This is a genomic window from Nocardiopsis eucommiae, from assembly GCF_965344335.1.
In the GTDB taxonomy this organism is placed as follows: domain Bacteria; phylum Actinomycetota; class Actinomycetes; order Streptosporangiales; family Streptosporangiaceae; genus Nocardiopsis; species Nocardiopsis eucommiae.
Map to the genome: position 1 here is coordinate 141,184 of NZ_CBDRIY010000009.1, position 17,807 is coordinate 158,990.

The window sequence follows — 17,807 nt, forward strand, 5'->3', positions numbered from 1 at the left end:
TGAGGGAATCCCGGTTGATCGGGGCCTTCCCTGCCCTCCGGCCGGGGGAAGGGGTCCGGGGACGCGTGAACGAGGGTCAGCCGAAGAGGTCGGGGCGGTGGCGGCGGGCCTCGGTGACGAGCGGGTTGTCCCAGCCGCTGGCCCCGGCGGCCTGGAAGGAGACGGCGACCAGTTCGGCGCCGGTCCGGGGGTGGCGGGGCTGCGAGGCCAGGACGGTCCGCATACGCGCGGCCTGGTCGGGGATGACGCGTTCTCCCCACCCCACCAGGCCGCGGGACTCCAGGTCCCGGACCTGGACCTGCTGGCCGCCGACCTCGACGCCCGGACCGGCGGCGACGCGGTCGACGGTCCTGCCGACCTGGGTGGCGTCCCGCCAGCGCAGCCGCACCTCGAAGCCGATGTGGTCGCGCAGGTCGACGCCCGCCGGGGAGATCACCACGACGGTTCCCCCGAGCATGCGCCGGGTCCTGACGACGGGGAGGACGGCGAGGCAGAGCGTGGCGAGGGCGCCGACGACGATGCCGCCGGTCACTCCGGTCCCGGGGCTGGCCGTCTCGAAGAAGATGGACGTCAGGATCAGGACGACGAGGAAGAACACCCCCAGGAGCGGACTGAACGCCAGCAGGTAGCGCAGGTAGGTGCCCACGTCGCCCACGGGGCGGGCCGTGAGGGTCCCGGGCTCCCCCGGCAGGGCCCATCCCGGCGCGCGCGTCCACCCGTGGGGCAGACCCTCCACCGGAACGTGCTGCTGGTGGCCCGGACGCGGGTGGTGTCCCTGGTATCCGTGGGGGTGATGGGCCTGGGATTGCTGCTGGAAGTGCTGCGGGTGGCCCTGGTACGGCTGCCCGTACGGAGGCCTCGGCGGCTGCTGGTGACCGTACTGGCCGGGGTGCCCCTGGGGCGGGTACCCGCCGTTCCCGCCCTCGTTCCGCGCTGGCCAGCTCACGGCCGCACCCCCCGGATCCGCCCCGTCCACATGCTCCCGCGCATGCTCTCCCCGTTCGTGTCCAACCCGGCCGGGATCCGTCGCCCCGGGCCACGGGCGCCCGCACAGTGTGCCAGCACGGGCGGACGGGTTCGTCCCTCGCGGGCCAGGGCGGGTGGTCGGAGCTCGGCGGCAGGTGCGGGCAGCCAGCCGTGCGGACTGGGGTCGTTCCCCGTCTCCTGGTGCCGCCGGACGCAGTCCGTGTGCTCCAGGGCCTCCACTGTCGCGCCCCTCCGCCCAGGCGGTGGAGGACACCTTCCGCTCAGGTCCGTCACGACCGGGTGGTGGGCGGCGGGGACGTCCAGGTGTCCAGCGCAGGAGGCGAGCCCAGATTGGCCGCATCCGGCCAAACATGAGAAGTACTCACCTTTGTGACGACTCCCCACGGCCCAGGAGAACGGTCCGCCACGCGCCGTCGACGCGCGTGCGGACGACGGGCGATCACTCTCGGTGAGGTTGCCCTCCTGCTCACACAAACGGAAGGGGCCGAACCGATGATCGTACCCACCGGCCTCGGGGCCGCACCGGACCGGGTGCGGCACCCGTGGCCGTGCACCCGTTGCCACCAGCGCTGACTTCGGCCTTTAATGACGGCGCCCCGCTCTCCTCACAGGCCCCCGCAGGGCCGAAAGGACGCCGCCACCCATGGCCTCCCTCAACCGGCGCGGTTTCCTCACCGCCTCCGCAGGACTCGGGTTCGCCCTCGGTCTGCCCGCCCTCCCCGTCTCCGCCGCGACCCACGACCGGCTGGTCCGGGAGGCCCTCGACCGGGTCGCCCACCCCGAGGGCACCACCTTCGCGGAGGTGGCCTCCCCCGTCGGGGACGGCTACCGGCTCCTCACCGCCGGTCCGGGCTGGCCGCTGCACGTCCGCGAGGACCTGGTCCCCGCGCAGTCGGGCCGCGACGAACGGCGCGTGCCCCTGAGCGCCTTCGTCCAGTTCACGGACCTGCACGTGCTCGACGTGCAGAGCCCCGTGCGGTTCGAGTACACCCACCCGATCCTCGGCTCCAGCGCGCACCGCCCCCAGGAGGCGCTCGCCATGGTCGGGGCGTCGGCGCTGGTCGCCCGGGTGAACTCGCTCAGGAACGGCCCGGTGACCGGCCGCCCCTTCGACTTCATGATGACCACCGGCGACAACACCGACAACCACGAGCAGATCGAGCTCGCCTGGCTCATGTCGATCCTCAACGGCGGCTCACTCACGCCCGACACCGGCGACCCCACCCGCTTCGAGGGCGTGCAGAACTGCGGCTCCGAGCTGTACTGGCAGCCCGAGAGCGAGGGAAGCGACCGGTACAAGGCACGGGGCGGGTTCCCCCACCTGCCCGGGTTCCTGGCCGCCGCCACGGCCGAGTTCAGCAGCCCCGGCCTGGACGTCCCCTGGTACTGCACCGTGGGCAACCACGACAACACCCCGGCGGGCACCCTGCCGGCGGGCACCCTCGGTGACGTCTACGTGGGCGACCGCAAGCTGATGTTCGCGGACGACCGGGTCACCGCGGAGACGGCCGAGGCGATGACCGACGAGGACCGGCTCGGCGAGATCCCCGACGAGGTCGAGCACCCCGACCCCGACGCGGTGACCACCGCCGCGCTGACCTCCACCGTCACCCCGGACGAGCGGCGGGCCCCCTTCGACACGGCGGGCTTCGTCGCCGCCCACCTCGCGGAGGCCAACACCGGGCCCGGGCCGGTCGGGCACGGGTTCACCGAGGACAACGCGGACGGGGTGGACTGCTTCTACAGCTTCCGGATCGCCGAGGGTGTCCTCGGGATCAGCATGGACACCACCACGCTCGCCGGTCTGGCCAACGGTTCCATCGGCAAGACCCAGTACGACTGGCTGGAGCGGACGCTGCGCGGCTCCAGCTCGGTCTACTACGACCTGCTCGGTCGGCGCCGCGCCCAGCAGGTCACCGACGAGCTGTTCGTCCTGTTCAGTCACCACACCAGCGACACCATGACCAACCCCCTCCCGGACCGTCGCCGCCCCGCCGAGATCCGGTACATCGGTGACATCCTGGTGCGCATGCTCAAGCGGTACCCCAACGTGCTGGCCTGGGTGAACGGTCACACCCACTACAACAGGGTGCGGGCCCACACCTCCAGCGCGCCGGAGCGCGGGTTCTGGGAGATCAACACCGCCTCGCACATCGACCACCCGCAGATGGCCCGCAGCATCGAGATCGTGGACAACGCCGACGGCACGATGTCGCTCTTCACCACGCTCCTGGAGGCGGACAGCCCGTACCAGGTCGACCACGGCGACTTCTCGGTGGAGGGGCTGGCCTCGCTCTACCGCGAGCTGTCCGTCAACGACCTGTACGCGGACCCGGCCAACTACGGCGAGCCGCTGGACCGCAACGTGGAACTCCTGGTCGCCGCTCACCACCCGGGCCGCTAGGTAGAACGCGGGTTCCCCGAGGTGCGCGGGGAACCCGTGTCCACCGCCCTCGCGGACCGGCCGCCCAGGGCCGTGAGCGCCACACCGCCCACGAGGAGCGCCGCCGCCACCAGGCTCAGCGGGCGGACCGACTCCCCGAGGAACACCGCCGCCGAAACCATCCCGAACACCGGCACCAGCAGCGAGTACGGGGCGACGGCCGAGGCCTCGTTGCGCCGCAGCAGGTAGCCCCACGCTCCGAAGCCGAACACCGTGGCCGCCCAGGCGACATAGAGGAGGGCGCCCGCCCCGGCCAGGTCCAGGCCCCGGACGGCGGCCAGCCCGGCCCCGGGCCCCTCCAGCACCATCGACAGGGCGAAGAGCGGCAGCGGAGGCACCACGCTGACCCAGACCATCCAGCTCAGCGCGTCCGGCGGCGCGGCCCTCCGGGTGATCACGTTGGAGAGCCCCCAGAACGCCGCGGCCGCCACGACCAGCACGAACGCGGCCAACGGGCCCGATCCGCCGTGGTCGTACGCGGCGAGGCCGATCCCCGCCAGTGCGACGGCCATCCCGAGGTAGCGGACCGGGCGCAGCCCCTCCCGCAGGAAGAGCACCGCGAAGAGCGCCGTGAACACCGCCTGGACCTGGAGGACCAACGAGCTCAGACCGGCGGGCATCCCGAGGTTCATGCCGGTGAAGAGCAGCCCGAACTTGGCCACTCCCAGCACCAGTCCCACGAGGACGACCCAGCCGAACGCGACGCCGGGACGCCGGACGAAGAAGATCGCGGGAAGAGCGGCGACGACGAACCGCAGGGCGGAGAACAGCAGCGGCGGGAAGTGGTCGAGGCCGACCTCGATGACCACGAAGTTGAGCCCCCACACGGCGGCGACCAGCACGGCGAGCAGGGAGTGGGTGGGGCGCATACCTCCGATCATGGCGGGCACCAGGCTTTAGCACCAGCGAAAGCTTCTACTAGGTTAGGTTCAGCACTGCTTAAAGAAATTCCGTGAGGAGCCCCTCGTGCTCGACCTGTCCCGACTCCGGGCGCTGCACGCCGTCCACGTCCACGGCTCGGTCAGCGCCGCCGCCAAGGCACTGGGCTACACCCCCTCGGCCATCTCCCAGCAGGTCACCAAACTCGAACGTGAGACCGGCACCGCGCTCCTGGAACGCCAGGGACGCGGTGTGGTGCTCACCGACGCCGCCGGGATGCTGGTGGACACCGCGTCCCGGATGCTCACCCTCATGGAGACCGCCGAGGTCACCCTGGAGGAACGGCGCGGCCAGCCCTCCGGCCGCCTCACCGTGGCGGCCTTCGCCACCGCCGCCCGGGGGCTGCTCCCCCGCCCCCTGGCCGAGCTGACCCTGAGGTACCCCGACCTCGACCTGCGCGTCGTCGAGGAGGACCCGCACAGCTCCCCGCACATGGTCGCGCAGGGAACGGTGGACCTCGCCGTCGTCCACGACTGGGACATCGCGCCGATGGCCGTGCCCGAGGGGGTGTCGCGCGCCGCTCTCGGTGCGGACCGGTGCGACGTCGTCCTTCCCCGGGATCACCCCCTCGCCGAACTCCCCGTCCTGAACCACCAGGACGTGGCCTCACAGCGTTGGATCTGCCAACCCCCCGGGACGGTCTGCCACGACTGGCTGACCCGCACCCTGCGTCCGGTGCACGGCGCACCCGACATCGCCCACTTCGTGGCCGAGTTCCAGACCCAGCTCGCCCTGGTGGAGGTCGGGCTGGGCATCGCCCTCGTCCCCCGTCTGGGGCGGGGCGCCGTGCCCGACTCCCTGGTGGTCAAGCCGCTGGAGCCCGTCCCGGTGCGCGGGGTGGCCGTCCTGTGGCGTGAGGGCACCTCCCGGCGCCCCGCCGTCACCGAGGCCGTCCGTCTGCTGCGCGAACACACCGTCCTCGACTGAGGCCGACCCGTGCGCGCTCAGTCCAGCGGCGCGTCCCAGGTCCCTCCGGCCGCGCGGTCCTGGGCCTCCAGCGGCGGCAACCTCTCGGTGACGGGTACCGGACCGGGCGCCGTGCCCCTTCCGAAGGGGCCGCCACCGAGGGCCTCCCTGCCGTGCGGGGTGAGCCAGGCACGGGGGTCCGGGCCGATCGCCACCACGCCGGACGGGTTGAGGGCCGTGTGCACCCGGTAGTAGTGGACTCTGATGTGCTCGAACTCGGTGGTGTCCCCGAAGCCCGGCGTCTGGAACAGGTCCCGCGCGTACGCCCACAGTGCCGGGTACTCCGTGAGCTTGCGCCGGTTGCACTTGAAGTGGCCGTGGTAGACGGCGTCGAACCGCACCAGGGTGGCCCACAACCGCAGGTCGGCGAGGGTGACGTGGTCGCCCACCAGGTACCTGCGGTCGGTGAGGCGGTTCTCCAGGGCGTCCAGCCGGGCGAAGACCGAGGAGACCGCCCGGTCGTAGCGCCGCTGGTCGGGGGCGAACCCGGACCGGTAGACACCGTTGTTGAGGTCACGGTAGACCTCGGCGCTGACCGCGTCGATCTCCTCCCGGAGCGCCTCGGGGTACAGCTCCGGAGCCCCCTCCCGAGCCAGGCCGCCCCACTCGGTGGCCATGTCCACGCTGATCTGGTCGTAGTCGTTGGACACCAGGTGCCCGGTGGGGACGTCGACCAGCCCGGGCACGCTCACGCCGCCGTCGTAGGCGGGGTCGCGGGCGAGGTAGGCCTCGCGCAGGGCGTGGATGCCCAGGACCGGGTCCCGGTCCCCGGGGCTGCCCGTGCGCTCGGTGAACACCCAGTGCGGATCACCGTCGATGATCTCCTGGACAGGGTCGGTGACGGCCAGGGAGACGGCTCCCTCCAGCCCCATGAGCCGCCGGGTCATCACCACGCGGTGAGCCCACGGGCAGGCCCGGTTGACGACAAGACGGTAACGTCCCGCCTCGGCCGGGCGCCCGAAGCGGGCGTCGGCGGTGACCCGGTCGGCGAAGGCCGCCGGGTCCCGCTTGATCTCCTCGGTGGGAAGCTTGTTGGCCCTCATACGGCTACCTCCGACGCTGTGCACCAACTGGGTCCGGAACCGACACTAACTCCTGGACCGACCGCGGCACCGGTCGTCCACAGGCCCCTCTCCCCGCACTTCTCCCTCGTCGGCCCGCAGCCGGGCCACGACCTGGCGGGCGATGGAGCGCCCGGCCCGGTTGGCGCCGATCGTGCTGGCCTGCGGACCGAACCCGGCGAGGAACAGGCGCGGCTCGCGGACGGCGCGGCCGTCCTCGACCCGCACCCCTCCACCGGGTTCGCGCAGTCGCATGGGCGCCAGGTGCGTGAGTTCGGCGCGGAACCCGGTGGCCCAGACGATGGCGTCCACGGGCTCGAAGGAGCCGTCGGGCCAACGGACGCCGTCGGGTTCGATCTCGGTGAACATGGGCCGGGACACGAGGAGCCCGCGGTCCCGTGCCGCGAGGTTCCCCTCCGTGGCGGGCAGTCCGGTTCCACTGATGATGCTGGGCAGCGGAAGCCCCGCCCGGGCCGCCTCGTCCGCCCTGCGCACCGCACGGACCCCGCCCTGGGGGTCGTCGACGAACTCGACCGGACGGCGGGTGGCCCAGACCGTGCTCGCGGCGATCCCCTCCAGTTCACGCAGGAACCCCACCGCCGAGGTCCCGCCGCCCACGACCAGCACCCGCGCCCCGGCGAAGTCCTCCGCCGCCCGGTACTCGGGTGTGGAGACCTGGACGCCACGGAAGTCCGAGGCCCCGGGGAAGTAGGGCCGGAAGGGCCGCGCCCAGGTCCCGCTGGCGTTGACCACCACACGTGCGGCGATGTCGCCCTTGTCCGTGGCGACCAGGAGGCCGGTTCCCTCCTCGCGCACCGAGGTGACCCGGACCGGCCGCAGTACGTTCAGCCCGAACCACTGCTCGTACCGTTCGTAGTAGTCACGCACCACGTCCCGTGCGGGGCGCGCGGCGTCGGCGGTGGCGAAGCTCAGGCCCATCTCCCGCATCCCGGGCAGGTCGTCGACCTTGTGCGCGTCGTCCAGCCGCAGTGACTCCCAGCGGAACTGCCACGCCCCGCCGGAGTCGGGACCCCGGTCCAGGACCACGAATCCCACCCCGGGCCCGAGTCCGAGCCTCCGCAGGTGCCAGGCGACCGAGAGCCCGGCCTGACCCGCACCGATGATCACCACGTCCGTCGCCCCGGGCGGCGTTCCGCCCCGACCACCCTCCACGACCCCTCCTCACGTTCGTCCGCCACCCTCCGGGAACAACGGTGCGCCACGGTTCATGCCGGTGAGCGCGGGAGGGGGCTCGGTGACGTGCGCCACCGTCGCCCCGGGGACAGCCGGGGACCAGCGCTTCCCCCGCGTGCCCGACGAGTCGCCGGACAGGCCGGACATCGGCCACACGTGCACGCGGACGAACGGCGCCCGCAGGAGCACCCGCCGCTCCGGTTTCCGTTCGAGCGGGGCCCTCACACCGCCCCACCAGGCAGAACTCCGTCGCGGAGGTGAAACGTGGTGCTCTGGCGGGCAGAACAGAGAGTCAACGAGGGGAGAAGCCATGCGAGCCGTAGTGATGCACGGGCCCGGTGACGTCCGGGTGGAGGACGTTCCGGAACCGGCGATCGTCGAGCCGACCGACGCCGTCATCCGGGTCACCGCCGCATGTGTCTGCGGATCGGACCTGTGGCCCTACCGAGGCGTCGAACAGCAGGACGGTCCCACCCGCATGGGCCACGAGTACGTCGGCGTGGTGGAGCGGGTCGGACCCGCGGTGCGCGACGTCCGGGTGGGTGACCTCGTCGTCGGTTCGTTCGTGGCCTCCGACAACACCTGCGAGATCTGTCAGGCGGGGTTCCAGTCGCGCTGCGTCCACCAGGTGATGATGGGTTCCCTCGGGACCCAGGCGGACTACGCGCGCGTGCCCCTGGCCGACGGCACCCTGGTCAGGGTGCCGGGGGAGCCCACTCCGGAACAGACCCGCGGGCTGCTGGCCGCCTCCGACGTGCTGGGCACCGGCTGGTTCGGCGCCGTCGCGGCCGACGCGGGACCCGGCCGGAGCGTCGCGGTGGTGGGTGACGGTGCCGTCGGCCTGTCAGCGGTCCTGGCCGCGAGCCGACTCGGCGCGGAGCGGATCATCGCGGTGTCGCGCCACGCCGACCGTCAGGCCCTGGCCCGGAGGTTCGGCGCCACCGACATCGTGGAGGAGCGCGGCCGGGCGGGCGCGGAGAGGGTGCGGGAGCTCACCGGAGGGTTGGGGACCCACTCGACGGTCGAGGCGGTCGGCACCCAGGAGTCCATGGAGCAGGCCATCCACTCCACGCGGCCGGGCGGGCACGTCGGCTACGTCGGGGTGTCCCACGGGGTCGAACTCGACGGCATGGACCTGTTCTTCTCCACGGTGAGCCTGCTCGGCGGCCCCGCTCCGGTGCGCCGGTTCCTGCCCGACCTGGTCGACCTGGTCATGACGGACCAGATCGATCCCGGGGTGGTCTTCGACCTCACCCTCCCGATCGAGGAGGCGGCGGAGGCGTACCGGGCGATGGACCAGCGCAGGGCCACCAAGGTGATGCTCACTCTCTGAGAGAGGGCGGCGCCTATTGACTATCGATAGCTATCTATTGATAATCGATATATGCACCACTCCATCACCCTCATCCTGCGCGCCGCGATCGTCGTGGCCCTCCTGGTCGGCCTCTTCGGGCAGATCGTCGTGATCCCGGGGGCCCTCGCGGGGGAGGCCGCGCACTTCCCGCCGTACGAGAGGATCGTCGTCCCGTACACGGTCCTGGGCGTCCTCGGCGTCGCCTGCGTCCAGGCGGCGCTCGTCGCCACGTGGCAGCTGCTCGGCATGCTGGGCCGCGACGCGCTCTTCGATCCCGGCGCCTTCGTGTGGGTGGACGTCATCATCGGCGCCGGCCTCGTGGCGACGCTGCTCACCGCCGGGGTCGCGGGGCACCTGGCCGTGACCGACATGCCGTTCGCCCACGGCACCATGGAGGCGGTCGCCGCGCTCGGCGCCGCCTCCGTGACAGCCGCCGTGGGTGCGGCGTTCGTCCTGCTGGTCGTCCTGATGCGCGGCCTTCTCAGCAAGGCGACCCGTCTCCAGACCGAGATGGCCGGTGTGGTCTGATGCCGATCATCGTCGATCTCGACGTCCAGCTCGCCCGGAGCGGCATGTCGGTCGGGGAGTTCGCCGAGGCCGTCGGGATCTCCCCCGCGAACGTGGCCGTCCTGAAGAACGGCCGCGCCAAGGCGGTGCGGTTCACCACCCTGGACGCGATCTGCCGCGTCCTGGACTGCCAACCCGGCGACCTGCTGCGCCGGGTCCCCGACGAGGCCTGATCACTCGCGCACGGCGGCCACGGCCTCGATCTCCACGAGCTGGTCGTCGTAGCCCAGGACGGTGACGCCCATGAGGGTGCTGGGGACGTCGTGCTCCCCGAAGGCGTCGCGAACCACCTCCCAGGCGGCGACCAGGTCGTCCTGGGAGGTGGAGGCGACGAGCACCCGGGTGTTGACCACGTCCGTGAGCTCGGCGCCCGCCTCGGCCAAGGCGGTCCGCAGGTTGGCCACGCACACGGCCGCCTGGCCCGCGTAGTCACCCACGGCGGCGGTGGAGCCGTCCTCGTCGAGCGGGCACGATCCGGCGGGGAAGACCAGGCGCACGCCCGGCGGAACGGTCGCCGCGTAGGCGTACTCGGCGGCGTCGGAGAGGGCGGCGGAACGGATGAGGGTCACTGCACTGTTCAAGAAGGGTCTCCAAGGGAAGCGTCGGGCCCAGGGAACCCTAGCGGCGCGGAGGGGCGGCGCCCAACGATTTAACGGTCATCGCCCGGGCGCGCGTCACCATCCCCGGACGCAACCGTCCCTTCCGGGGCCTCGACTCGTCACCTCGCGCTCCTGAGAGGGGCGTCACGAGGCATCGGGCATCAGGAGTTCGATCCGATCAGAGGGCGAGTCCGTCGAGGTGCGCCGTGACCCACGGGCGCCCCCACCGGGGCCGAAACGGATCCACGTCAGCTCCCGTGCCTGGCGCCGGTCGAGTACGAGCAGACTGCGCGCCCCCGGCGCGAACGCCGCCGGACCGTGCCGGGTGGCCGCGCGCAGGCGCCGCCAGCGGCGTGAGTGCATCCGGTGGCTGCGCTCGGTCACCCGCCGCCCCCGGGCGTTCTGCCCGCTCCGGGCCTCCTCCGGGGTGGCGTCGATCATCAGCACGTGCACCTCGTACCGGCGGAACCGGCAGAGCAGGGCGAGCAGCACGCGGACCGGGAGCCGGGTCCCGCACTCGTGCACCACGACCGGGCCGCCGCACAGCGCCGCCGCCACCTGGGCCAGGTGCAGTACGTGCACCACCCAGCGCCACAGCGGGTACGGGACCCGGGCGAGCAGCGGCCTCAGCTGGTACCGCGACTGCAGCGAGTCGATCACCCGCACGCCGTCCGCGGTGAGGACGGGCCGCGCTTCGTCCCCGCGCAGACCGAACAGTCGCCGCAGCAGGGTGCTCTTCCCGGCCCCGGGGACCCCGGCGACCAGGACCAGGGACCGCCGAGGATAGACCGCTCCGCGCACCATCGCGTCCTTCATCGTGGGCACGTGGCGCACCCGACCCTGGAACATCCTCGGTAGCTCCTCAAAGCCGACCGTCGCGCCGGTGAGGCACGGCTCCACGAGGGACGCGGCACAGACACGGCGACGCCACCGGGGCGTGGACGCTCCGGACGAGTACCGCGCGTTCCCGCGCGCCCCCTCATGCTCGCAACGTCCGAGGGTCGCCCGACGTGCCCGTGTCCGCAAGGCGAACCACGGCGCGGAGCACCGGAGAATCCCGGCTGAACCACATGTCAGTCATGGACCGAGCCTAAGCCCAGGAAGCCCGTCTGGACGGGCCTTCCGGTGGTCTCCCCGAGGGCCACGACCCCACCTCAGGATTCCGGCTGGCCGTCCCCGTGCCCGGGGACGACGCCACCGGCGAGAACACCGACACGGGGCCCGGTCGACCGACTCCCGACGAGGGTTCCCGAGGCCGTCCGCTCACGGAGACGGCCGGTGCCCCCGGGCTCCCCCGGACATGACGAAGCCCTGGTGAGAATCTCCTGTCTCACCAGGGCTTTCCTGTGTCGGGACGGCGGGATTTGAACCCACGACCCCTTGACCCCCAGTCAAGTGCGCTACCAAACTGCGCTACGTCCCGTCCGCTGCGCGGCGCCGTCTCCGGCGTCGCCAACGGGGAAGACTCTATCGCATCCTCCGGGGGTTTCGCACCACGATGCGCACCCCCTCGGACGGCGCCGCCCTCGCCGCGTTCTCCTACGTCACGCACCTCCTCACCGACGTCACGCTCACCGTCGGCGGTCAGGACACGAAGCGGAGCCGACACTGCGCAAGAACGGTCAAGCGGCGGTGAGGGCCCCCGGAACATACTGGTCACATGACCGAAGCCACCACCGGACGAGACCGCCTACGAGAACTGCTCGACGCGGTCCTGGACGAGGACAACACCCGGCTGAGCGAGATGGCCGGGCAGGCGCACGCCTCCCCCTTCCACTTCAGCCGCCAGCTGTCCCGGGACACCGGCGAGTCACCGGTGGCCCTGCGGCGGAGGGTCCTGTTGGAACGGGCCGCCTGGCGGATCGGTCACGGCAGCAGCGTCACCGACGCGGCCTTCGAGGCCGGGTACTCCTCCGTCGAGGGGTTCACACGGGCTTTCGCCCGGGCGTTCGGGCATCCTCCGAGCGCCACCACGGCGGGCAGCGGCCACTGGCTGCCCGCACCGAACGGCGTCCACTTCCATCCACCGCTCCACCTGTGGGTGGAGGAGAACCCGAGGGGCCGACCCAGCATGGACGTGACCGGGCTCCAGACCCACCACGACGTGGACGACACCACCCGGCTCATCCGGTTCGCCGCGGACCTGCCCGAGGAGGAGTACCGACGGGTCCGGGACACACGGGCCGTCCTGTCCTGGGACGGCGCGGAGGGGTCGATCGCCTCGGCTCTGGACCTCCTCGTGCGCTCCAAGGAGGTGTGGCTCGCCTCCGTCGAGGGCGCGGACACACCGGAGCTCGGAGCCGACGATCCGGAGTCGTTGCTGGTCAGGCACGCGGAGGCCGGGGCGCGGTGGATCGCCGTGGTCGCCGACATCGGCCGGCGGGACGCCTGGGGTGACCGGCTGATCGACGCCCTGTGCGACCCGCCGGAGAGCTTCCTCCTCGGCGGGGTGGTGGCGCACGTGCTCACCTACTCCGCGTACCGCCGGTTGAACGTCCGGCACATGCTGCGCGAGGCGGGGGTGGAGGTCGACCAGGGAGACCCCCTGGAGTGGTTGCCGCGACGCTACGAAGCACCAAGGAAACGGGGAGACACAGTATGAGGACCGTGTACGAGACCGCCACGAGTCTGGACGGGTTCATCGCGGACCGGGACAACTCACTCGACTGGTTGTTCGCGGTGGAGGGCGCGAAGGAGGGAGAGGCGATCGACGAGACCGCCGAGTTCATCAGGAACGCCGGGGCGATCCTCATGGGGGCGACCACCTACGAATGGATCCACGAACACGAGGGGGACCAGCCCTGGCCGTACGAGGCGCCCACCTGGGTGCTCACCCATCGGGAGCTTCCCCGGATCGAGGGGGACCTCCGGTTCACCAGCGCAGACACGGACCAGGAGCTGCGGGACCTGCACGCCGGGATGGTACGGGCCGCGAACGGTCGTGACGTGTGGGTGGTCGGCGGCGGCCGTGTCGCCGCCGACCTGGCCCGGCTGGGCCTGTTGGACGAGGTGTCGGTGTCCGTGGCGCCGGTGAGTCTGGGCGGGGGCGCCCCCCTGCTGGACGGACGGGTGCGGCTGCGGCCGCTGGAGGCCAAGCTGGTGGGGGCCTTCGCCTGTCTGCGCTACGCCGTGGTCAAGGACTGAACCGAGAGGGCCACGTGGGCGCCCCCGTGGCCCTCAGGCCTCCAGGTCGCGCAGGCGCTCGGCCGCCAGCGCGACCTCGCCCTCGTTGAACACCGCCACACCGTTCTCCCGGAGCAGGTGCGCGGTCACGCCCTCACCGGCCACCCTGCGCCCCTCGAAGGCGCCGTCGTACACCTCGCGCGTCCCACACGAGGGGCTGGACTCCTTGAGGAGCGCCACCGCCACGCCGTGCGCCCGCGCGGTGGCCAGCGCCGCCCGCGCACCGGAGACGAAGTGCTCGGTCACATCCGTCCCCTCGGGGGTGCGGATGCGAGCCCGACCGGCGAGCACGTCGGCGGCGTCCGCTCCGGGCTCGATCTCGGCGGGCGGCCGGGGAACCGGGAGCCCCCCTGCGATCTCCGGGCAGTGCACGACGAGGCGGCCCTCTTCCCGCCAGCGGGTGACCGTGTCGTCCCCCACCGGTTTGGCCCTGCCGTCGTAACGGACCCTGCGCCCCATGAGACAGGCACTGACCAGCACTTTGCGCATGGTGCCACGCTACCGTCGGCCAACACGTACACCTCCCACGCTTTCCTCACCCCAAGTGATTATCTAGGCACGTGAGGTGATTCCACCGAGGGGGAGACGTGAGCGAACAACCGGACCGGCCGACCCTGAAGACGGAGCGAAGGACGACGCACAAGGCCGTGGTCGCGGCCGCGATCGGCAACGCGACCGAGTGGTACGACTTCGGTGTCTACAGCTACCTCGCCGTGACGATCGGTCTGGTCTTCTACCCGTCACAGTCCGGCGGGGTCCAGCTCATCGCCACGTTCACCACCTTCGCGGCGGCCTTCCTGGTCCGTCCGCTCGGCGGCGTGTTCTTCGGCCCGCTCGGTGACCGCATCGGCCGCAAGCGCGTCCTGGCCGCCACCATGCTCCTCATGGCGGTCAGCACCTTCTCGATCGGCCTCATCCCCTCCGCCGCGACCATCGGCATCGCCGCGCCGATCCTCCTCCTGGTCGCCCGCATGCTCCAGGGCTTCTCCACCGGCGGTGAGTACGGCGGGGCCACCACGTTCATCGCGGAGTACGCCCCGGACCGACGCCGGGGGTTCCTCTCCTCGTGGCTGGAGTTCGGCACCGTCAGCGGCTACGTGGGCGGTGCCGCCATCGTCACCGTGATGACCCTGCTCCTGGGCCCCGACACCATGCAGGCCTGGGGATGGCGTATCCCGTTCCTGCTCGCGCTGCCGCTGGGCGCCATCGGTCTCTACCTGCGCGTGAAGCTGGAGGAGACCCCGGTCTACAACGAGAACACCGACGGGTTCGCCAAGGACGAGGCGGGCGAGCGCCGCAAGGGCCAGCTCAAGGAGACGATCGTGGGCCAGTGGCACGCCATCGCGCTGTGCATCGGCCTGGTCATGGTGTTCAACGTCAACAACTACATGGTGACCGCGTACATGCCCACGTACCTGGAGGCGGTGCTGGGGTACAGCTCCACCCTGGCCCTGGTGGTGACCCTGGGCGCCATGGTGTTCATGCTGGCCAGCGTGACCCTGTTCGGGTTCATGAGCGACCGGGTCGGCCGCAGACCGATCCTGATGTCCGGCTGCGTCTTCGGGCTGGTGCTGTCCCTGCCCGCCTTCTGGCTCCTGCAACAGGGCAGCACGTGGGCGGCGGCCCTGGGCGTGCTGGTCCTGGCCTTCACCCTGGTGCACTTCTCCGGCGCGGGCCCCGCGTCGCTCCCGGCGTTCTTCCCGACCAAGGTCCGTTACGGGGCCCTGGCCATCAGCTTCAACGTCTCGGTGGCGCTGTTCGGCGGCACCACACCGCTGATCTCCGAGTCGCTGGTGCAGGCCACGGGCAACCTGTACTCCCCCGCCTGGCTGGTGATGGCGGCCAGCGTCATCGGACTCGTCGTGGTCTGGCGGATGCGGGAGAGCGCCGGACGTCCGCTGCCCGGTGCCCCGGCGATCCCGGTGCCCGAGTCGGGCCGGTCCTCCGGGCACCTGCCCTACCCGAGGCGGAGCGGTGAGTCCGGTTCGGGGATCCGGGGCAGCAACGTCCGCCGTCTGCCGACGGACACCTGAACGAACCCCGGTCCCTTAACACGACGCGGGGGCGCCCCGTCCGGGACGCCCCCGCGTCGTGTCTCACCCGCGGTGGTCGGGCCCGCCGTCAGCGGCGGCCGCCGCCGCGCGGCTTGCGGTCCGGACGCACACTGCCCTTGGAGGCGCGGCCCGGTACCCCGTTCTTCTTCTCCCGGATACGCATGCTGATGTGCACCGGGGTCCCCTCGAAGCCGAAGTCCTCACGCAGGCGACGCTCGATGAACCGGCGGTAGTTCTCCTCAAGGAACCCGGTCGTGAACAGGATGAAGTGCGGCGGACGCGCACCGGCCTGCGTCGCGAACAGGATCTTGGGCTGCTTGCCGCCACGCACGGGCGGCGGGGTGGCCGCCACCAGCTCCTTGAGCCAGTTGTTGAGCTGCCCCGTGGAGATGCGCTGGTTCCACCCGGACAGGCTGGTCTCGATCGCCGGAACCAGACGCTCCATGTGGCGGCCGGTCATGGCGGAGATGTTCACCCGGGGGGCCCAGGAGACCCGCGCCAGCTGGCGGTCGATCTCCTTCTCCAGGTAAGTGCGGCGCTCCTCGTCGAGGATGTCCCACTTGTTGAACGCCAGGACCAGACCGCGACCGGCCTCCACGACCTGCTCCACGACCCGGATGTCCTGCTCGGCCAGCGGCTCGCTGACGTCCATCAGCACCACGGCCACCTCGGCCCGCTCCAGAGCGGTACCGGTGCGCATCGTCGCGTAGTAGTCGGCGCCCTGGAGGGCACGGAACCGGCGGCGGATACCGGCGGTGTCGATGAACTTCCAGGTCTGGCCGCCCAGCTCGATCAGCTCGTCGACGGCGTCGCGGGTGGTGCCCGCGACCGAGTCCACGACCACGCGGTCCTCACCGGCGAGCCGGTTGAGCAGGCTGGACTTGCCCACGTTCGGGCGGCCCAGCAGCGCGATACGGGACGGACCGTCCTCGTCGTCCTCGGCCTCGCCCACGGGGGTCTCGGGGAAGGCCTCCACGATGGCGTCCAGCATGTCGCCGGTACCCCGACCGTGCAGGGCGCTGATCGGGAACGGCTGCCCCACACCCAGGTTCCACAGGTCGAGCGCGTCGGCCTCCTGCTGCCCGCCGTCGACCTTGTTGGCGGCCAGGACCACGGGCTTCTTCGTGGCGCGCAGGACCCGGGTCACGGAGGCGTCGGCATCGGTGATGCCCACGGTCGCGTCGACCACGAACAGGATCACGTCGGCGGTCTGCGCGGCGTACTCGGCCTGGCGGGCGACCATCGCGGCCAGCCCGCTGACGCTGGTCTCCCAGCCGCCCGTGTCCACCAGCGTGAAGCGGTGGTTCTGCCACTCGGCGTCGTAGGCCACCCGGTCACGGGTCACACCCGGGACGTCCTCGACGACCGCCTCACGGCGGCCGATGATCCGGTTCACCAGGCTGGACTTGCCGACGTTGGGTCGGCCCACCACGGCGACGACGGGCAGTGCCGCGTCCTCGCCCTCGGGCCCCTCGCCCACGTCGGACACGTCGAACTCACTCATGTACTCGTACTCCCGGTTCCAGGTCCCCACGCGCCCAGGATGCGTGCCGCGAGGATGTCGAAGGATTCAGCGCGATCGCCACGTGAATCACCACGGGCGCCACCGAGGGCGCCCGTGTCCTGCCACGGAGGGCAACCCCCGTGGATGTTCGTGTGTTCCCCCTGACGGGGGCGGTGTGGCCGGTCTCTCCCCGGCCTCCCGCCGTCTCCGGCGGGTCCGCGCTAGCTGTCGCGGGCCTCGTCGGCCAGCTTGACGACCAGAGCGATGACCTCGTCGAGGGTGAGGCCGGTGGTGTCGAGCTCGGTGGCGTCGGCGGTCTGCGTCAGCGGCGAGTGGGCCCGGCTGGAGTCGAGCTTGTCCCGGCGGGCCAGGTCGGCCTGGGTCGCCGCGACGTCGACGGTCCGGACCTCCTTGCTGCGCCGCTGGGCGCGCGCCTCGGCGCTGGCGGTCAGGAACAGCTTGACGGGGGCGTCGGGGGCGACGACCGTCGTGATGTCACGGCCCTCCACCACGATACCGGTGCTCTCCTCGCGGGCGGCCTCGATGACCTCGCGCTGGGTCCGCACCAGCAGCTCACGGGCCTCGGGCACGGCCGAGACAGCGCTGACGCTGGTGGTGACCTCCTTGCCGCGAATCTCGGCGGCCACGTCGCGGCCGTCCACCGTCACGGAGGGGGCGGACGGGTCGGTGCCCATCGAGATGACCGGACGCTCGACGTTCGCGGCCACCGCGGCCGCGTCATCGACGTCCACGCCGTTGTCCAGCATCCACCAGGTCAGGGCCCGGTACATGGCCCCGGTGTCGAGGTAGCGCAGCTCCCGCGCCCTGGCGACACCCCTGGCCGTGCTCGACTTGCCCGACCCGGAGGGACCGTCGATGGCGATGACGATGCCCTTGCCCTGCGCGCTCACTGCTGCTGACTCCCGAGTTCACTGTGCCTGCGTCGGCGTCTGCTG

At 71.8% G+C, this 17,807-nt stretch carries 18 protein-coding genes and 1 tRNA gene; 9 read left to right on the plus strand and 10 right to left on the minus strand.

The genetic code is table 11. The annotated features are described in order from the left end of the window. Window positions 1–76: 76 nt before the first annotated feature. Window positions 77–946 (minus strand): hypothetical protein, encoded by an 870-nt coding sequence (locus ACRWK8_RS07975; RefSeq protein WP_431869295.1) that lies wholly within the window; start codon window positions 944–946, stop codon window positions 77–79. 684 nt (window positions 947–1,630) lie between these two features. Here ACRWK8_RS07975 and ACRWK8_RS07980 point away from each other — a divergent pair. Further along, entirely contained in the window at window positions 1,631–3,391 is a 1,761-nt protein-coding gene (locus ACRWK8_RS07980; RefSeq protein WP_431869297.1) for a TIGR03767 family metallophosphoesterase, read from the plus strand. Here the strand turns inward: ACRWK8_RS07980 and ACRWK8_RS07985 are convergent. Continuing rightward, window positions 3,388–4,299, minus strand: coding sequence for an EamA family transporter (locus tag ACRWK8_RS07985; RefSeq protein ID WP_431869299.1), 912 nt, complete (start codon window positions 4,297–4,299; stop codon window positions 3,388–3,390). The genes ACRWK8_RS07980 and ACRWK8_RS07985 overlap by 4 nt on opposite strands. A gap of 97 nt (window positions 4,300–4,396) precedes the next feature. Here ACRWK8_RS07985 and ACRWK8_RS07990 point away from each other — a divergent pair, with 97 nt between their 5' ends. Then, the gene (locus ACRWK8_RS07990) at window positions 4,397–5,296 is read left to right on the plus strand and encodes a LysR family transcriptional regulator (protein ID WP_378741984.1); all 900 of its coding nucleotides are present in this window, start codon (window positions 4,397–4,399) and stop codon (window positions 5,294–5,296) included. Between the two features lie 17 nt (window positions 5,297–5,313). Here the strand turns inward: ACRWK8_RS07990 and ACRWK8_RS07995 are convergent, their stop codons facing one another. Both ACRWK8_RS07995 and ACRWK8_RS08000 read right to left on the minus strand, forming a co-directional pair. Next, window positions 5,314–6,378 (minus strand): glutathione S-transferase family protein, encoded by a 1,065-nt coding sequence (locus ACRWK8_RS07995; RefSeq protein WP_431869301.1) that lies wholly within the window; start codon window positions 6,376–6,378, stop codon window positions 5,314–5,316. Window positions 6,379–6,423: 45 nt separating this feature from the next. Next, on the minus strand, window positions 6,424–7,569 hold the full coding sequence (locus ACRWK8_RS08000; protein ID WP_431869303.1) for an NAD(P)-binding domain-containing protein: 1,146 nt from the start codon (window positions 7,567–7,569) through the stop codon (window positions 6,424–6,426). A gap of 331 nt (window positions 7,570–7,900) precedes the next feature. On the opposite strand from ACRWK8_RS08000, the gene ACRWK8_RS08005 reads away from it, so the two are divergent. The 3 genes from ACRWK8_RS08005 to ACRWK8_RS08015 are packed head-to-tail and all read left to right on the plus strand — an operon-like array spanning window position 7,901 to window position 9,684. Continuing rightward, the gene (locus ACRWK8_RS08005; protein ID WP_431869305.1) at window positions 7,901–8,923 is read left to right on the plus strand and encodes a zinc-dependent alcohol dehydrogenase family protein; all 1,023 of its coding nucleotides are present in this window, start codon (window positions 7,901–7,903) and stop codon (window positions 8,921–8,923) included. Between the two features lie 51 nt (window positions 8,924–8,974). After that, a complete protein-coding gene (locus ACRWK8_RS08010) occupies window positions 8,975–9,472 on the plus strand; it encodes a DUF2975 domain-containing protein (RefSeq protein ID WP_378741993.1) in 498 nt (165 codons plus the stop codon). Next, window positions 9,472–9,684: a helix-turn-helix domain-containing protein gene (locus ACRWK8_RS08015; protein WP_378741996.1), complete on the plus strand. Its 213-nt coding sequence runs from the start codon at window positions 9,472–9,474 to the stop codon at window positions 9,682–9,684. Before ACRWK8_RS08010 ends, ACRWK8_RS08015 begins: the two co-directional genes overlap by 1 nt. On the opposite strand, the gene ACRWK8_RS08020 is transcribed toward ACRWK8_RS08015, so the two are convergent. The 3 genes from ACRWK8_RS08020 to ACRWK8_RS08030 all read right to left on the minus strand — a co-directional run bounded on the left by ACRWK8_RS08020 (window position 9,685) and on the right by ACRWK8_RS08030 (window position 11,533). Then, complete coding sequence (locus ACRWK8_RS08020) at window positions 9,685–10,092, minus strand: RidA family protein (RefSeq protein WP_378741999.1); 408 nt, start codon at window positions 10,090–10,092, stop codon at window positions 9,685–9,687. A gap of 162 nt (window positions 10,093–10,254) precedes the next feature. Beyond that, window positions 10,255–10,959 carry an AAA family ATPase gene (locus tag ACRWK8_RS08025; protein WP_431869308.1) on the minus strand — a complete coding sequence of 235 codons (705 nt, stop codon included), beginning with the start codon at window positions 10,957–10,959 and terminating at the stop codon, window positions 10,255–10,257. Between the two features lie 500 nt (window positions 10,960–11,459). Further along, window positions 11,460–11,533 (minus strand) — tRNA-Pro (locus ACRWK8_RS08030). A 75-nt stretch (window positions 11,534–11,608) separates the two neighbouring features. On the opposite strand from ACRWK8_RS08030, the gene ACRWK8_RS08035 reads away from it, so the two are divergent. From ACRWK8_RS08035 to ACRWK8_RS08045, 3 genes are read left to right on the plus strand one after another with little or no spacing between them, the layout of a single operon-like run. After that, window positions 11,609–11,746, plus strand: a complete 138-nt coding sequence (locus ACRWK8_RS08035; protein WP_352388187.1) for a hypothetical protein — start codon at window positions 11,609–11,611, stop codon at window positions 11,744–11,746. Window positions 11,747–11,770: 24 nt separating this feature from the next. Then, entirely contained in the window at window positions 11,771–12,712 is a 942-nt protein-coding gene (locus tag ACRWK8_RS08040) for a helix-turn-helix domain-containing protein (RefSeq protein ID WP_352388189.1), read from the plus strand. Beyond that, the gene (locus ACRWK8_RS08045; RefSeq protein ID WP_378742004.1) at window positions 12,709–13,254 is read left to right on the plus strand and encodes a dihydrofolate reductase family protein; all 546 of its coding nucleotides are present in this window, start codon (window positions 12,709–12,711) and stop codon (window positions 13,252–13,254) included. Before ACRWK8_RS08040 ends, ACRWK8_RS08045 begins: the two co-directional genes overlap by 4 nt. 33 nt (window positions 13,255–13,287) lie before the next feature. On the opposite strand, the gene ACRWK8_RS08050 is transcribed toward ACRWK8_RS08045, so the two are convergent. Next, entirely contained in the window at window positions 13,288–13,782 is a 495-nt protein-coding gene (locus ACRWK8_RS08050) for a 2-thiouracil desulfurase family protein (protein WP_378742006.1), read from the minus strand. Between the two features lie 98 nt (window positions 13,783–13,880). On the opposite strand from ACRWK8_RS08050, the gene ACRWK8_RS08055 reads away from it, so the two are divergent. Next, window positions 13,881–15,326: an MFS transporter gene (locus ACRWK8_RS08055; RefSeq protein ID WP_431869311.1), complete on the plus strand. Its 1,446-nt coding sequence runs from the start codon at window positions 13,881–13,883 to the stop codon at window positions 15,324–15,326. A gap of 88 nt (window positions 15,327–15,414) precedes the next feature. Here the strand turns inward: ACRWK8_RS08055 and der are convergent, their stop codons facing one another. Together der and cmk are read right to left on the minus strand one after the other, a co-directional pair. Beyond that, entirely contained in the window at window positions 15,415–16,851 is a 1,437-nt protein-coding gene (gene der / locus ACRWK8_RS08060) for a ribosome biogenesis GTPase Der (RefSeq protein ID WP_378742079.1), read from the minus strand. Window positions 16,852–17,072: 221 nt separating this feature from the next. Further along, window positions 17,073–17,762 (minus strand): (d)CMP kinase, encoded by a 690-nt coding sequence (gene cmk / locus ACRWK8_RS08065; protein WP_378742010.1) that lies wholly within the window; start codon window positions 17,760–17,762, stop codon window positions 17,073–17,075. Between the last annotated feature and the right edge of the window lie 45 nt (window positions 17,763–17,807).

Bases quoted from the DNA above. Each gene is read 5' to 3' on its own strand.
- ACRWK8_RS08035 (WP_352388187.1), top strand. From the start codon at position 11,609: ATGCGCACCCCCTCGGACGGCGCCGCCCTCGCCGCGTTCTCCTACGTC.
- ACRWK8_RS08040 (WP_352388189.1), top strand. From the start codon at position 11,771: ATGACCGAAGCCACCACCGGACGAGACCGCCTACGAGAACTGCTCGAC.
- ACRWK8_RS08015 (WP_378741996.1), top strand. From the start codon at position 9,472: ATGCCGATCATCGTCGATCTCGACGTCCAGCTCGCCCGGAGCGGCATG.
- ACRWK8_RS08045 (WP_378742004.1), top strand. From the start codon at position 12,709: ATGAGGACCGTGTACGAGACCGCCACGAGTCTGGACGGGTTCATCGCG.
- ACRWK8_RS07985 (WP_431869299.1), bottom strand. From the start codon at position 4,299: ATGCGCCCCACCCACTCCCTGCTCGCCGTGCTGGTCGCCGCCGTGTGG.
- ACRWK8_RS08010 (WP_378741993.1), top strand. From the start codon at position 8,975: ATGCACCACTCCATCACCCTCATCCTGCGCGCCGCGATCGTCGTGGCC.
- der (WP_378742079.1), bottom strand. From the start codon at position 16,851: ATGAGTGAGTTCGACGTGTCCGACGTGGGCGAGGGGCCCGAGGGCGAG.
- ACRWK8_RS07980 (WP_431869297.1), top strand. From the start codon at position 1,631: ATGGCCTCCCTCAACCGGCGCGGTTTCCTCACCGCCTCCGCAGGACTC.
- ACRWK8_RS08005 (WP_431869305.1), top strand. From the start codon at position 7,901: ATGCGAGCCGTAGTGATGCACGGGCCCGGTGACGTCCGGGTGGAGGAC.
- ACRWK8_RS08050 (WP_378742006.1), bottom strand. From the start codon at position 13,782: ATGCGCAAAGTGCTGGTCAGTGCCTGTCTCATGGGGCGCAGGGTCCGT.
- ACRWK8_RS08025 (WP_431869308.1), bottom strand. From the start codon at position 10,959: ATGTTCCAGGGTCGGGTGCGCCACGTGCCCACGATGAAGGACGCGATG.
- ACRWK8_RS07995 (WP_431869301.1), bottom strand. From the start codon at position 6,378: ATGAGGGCCAACAAGCTTCCCACCGAGGAGATCAAGCGGGACCCGGCG.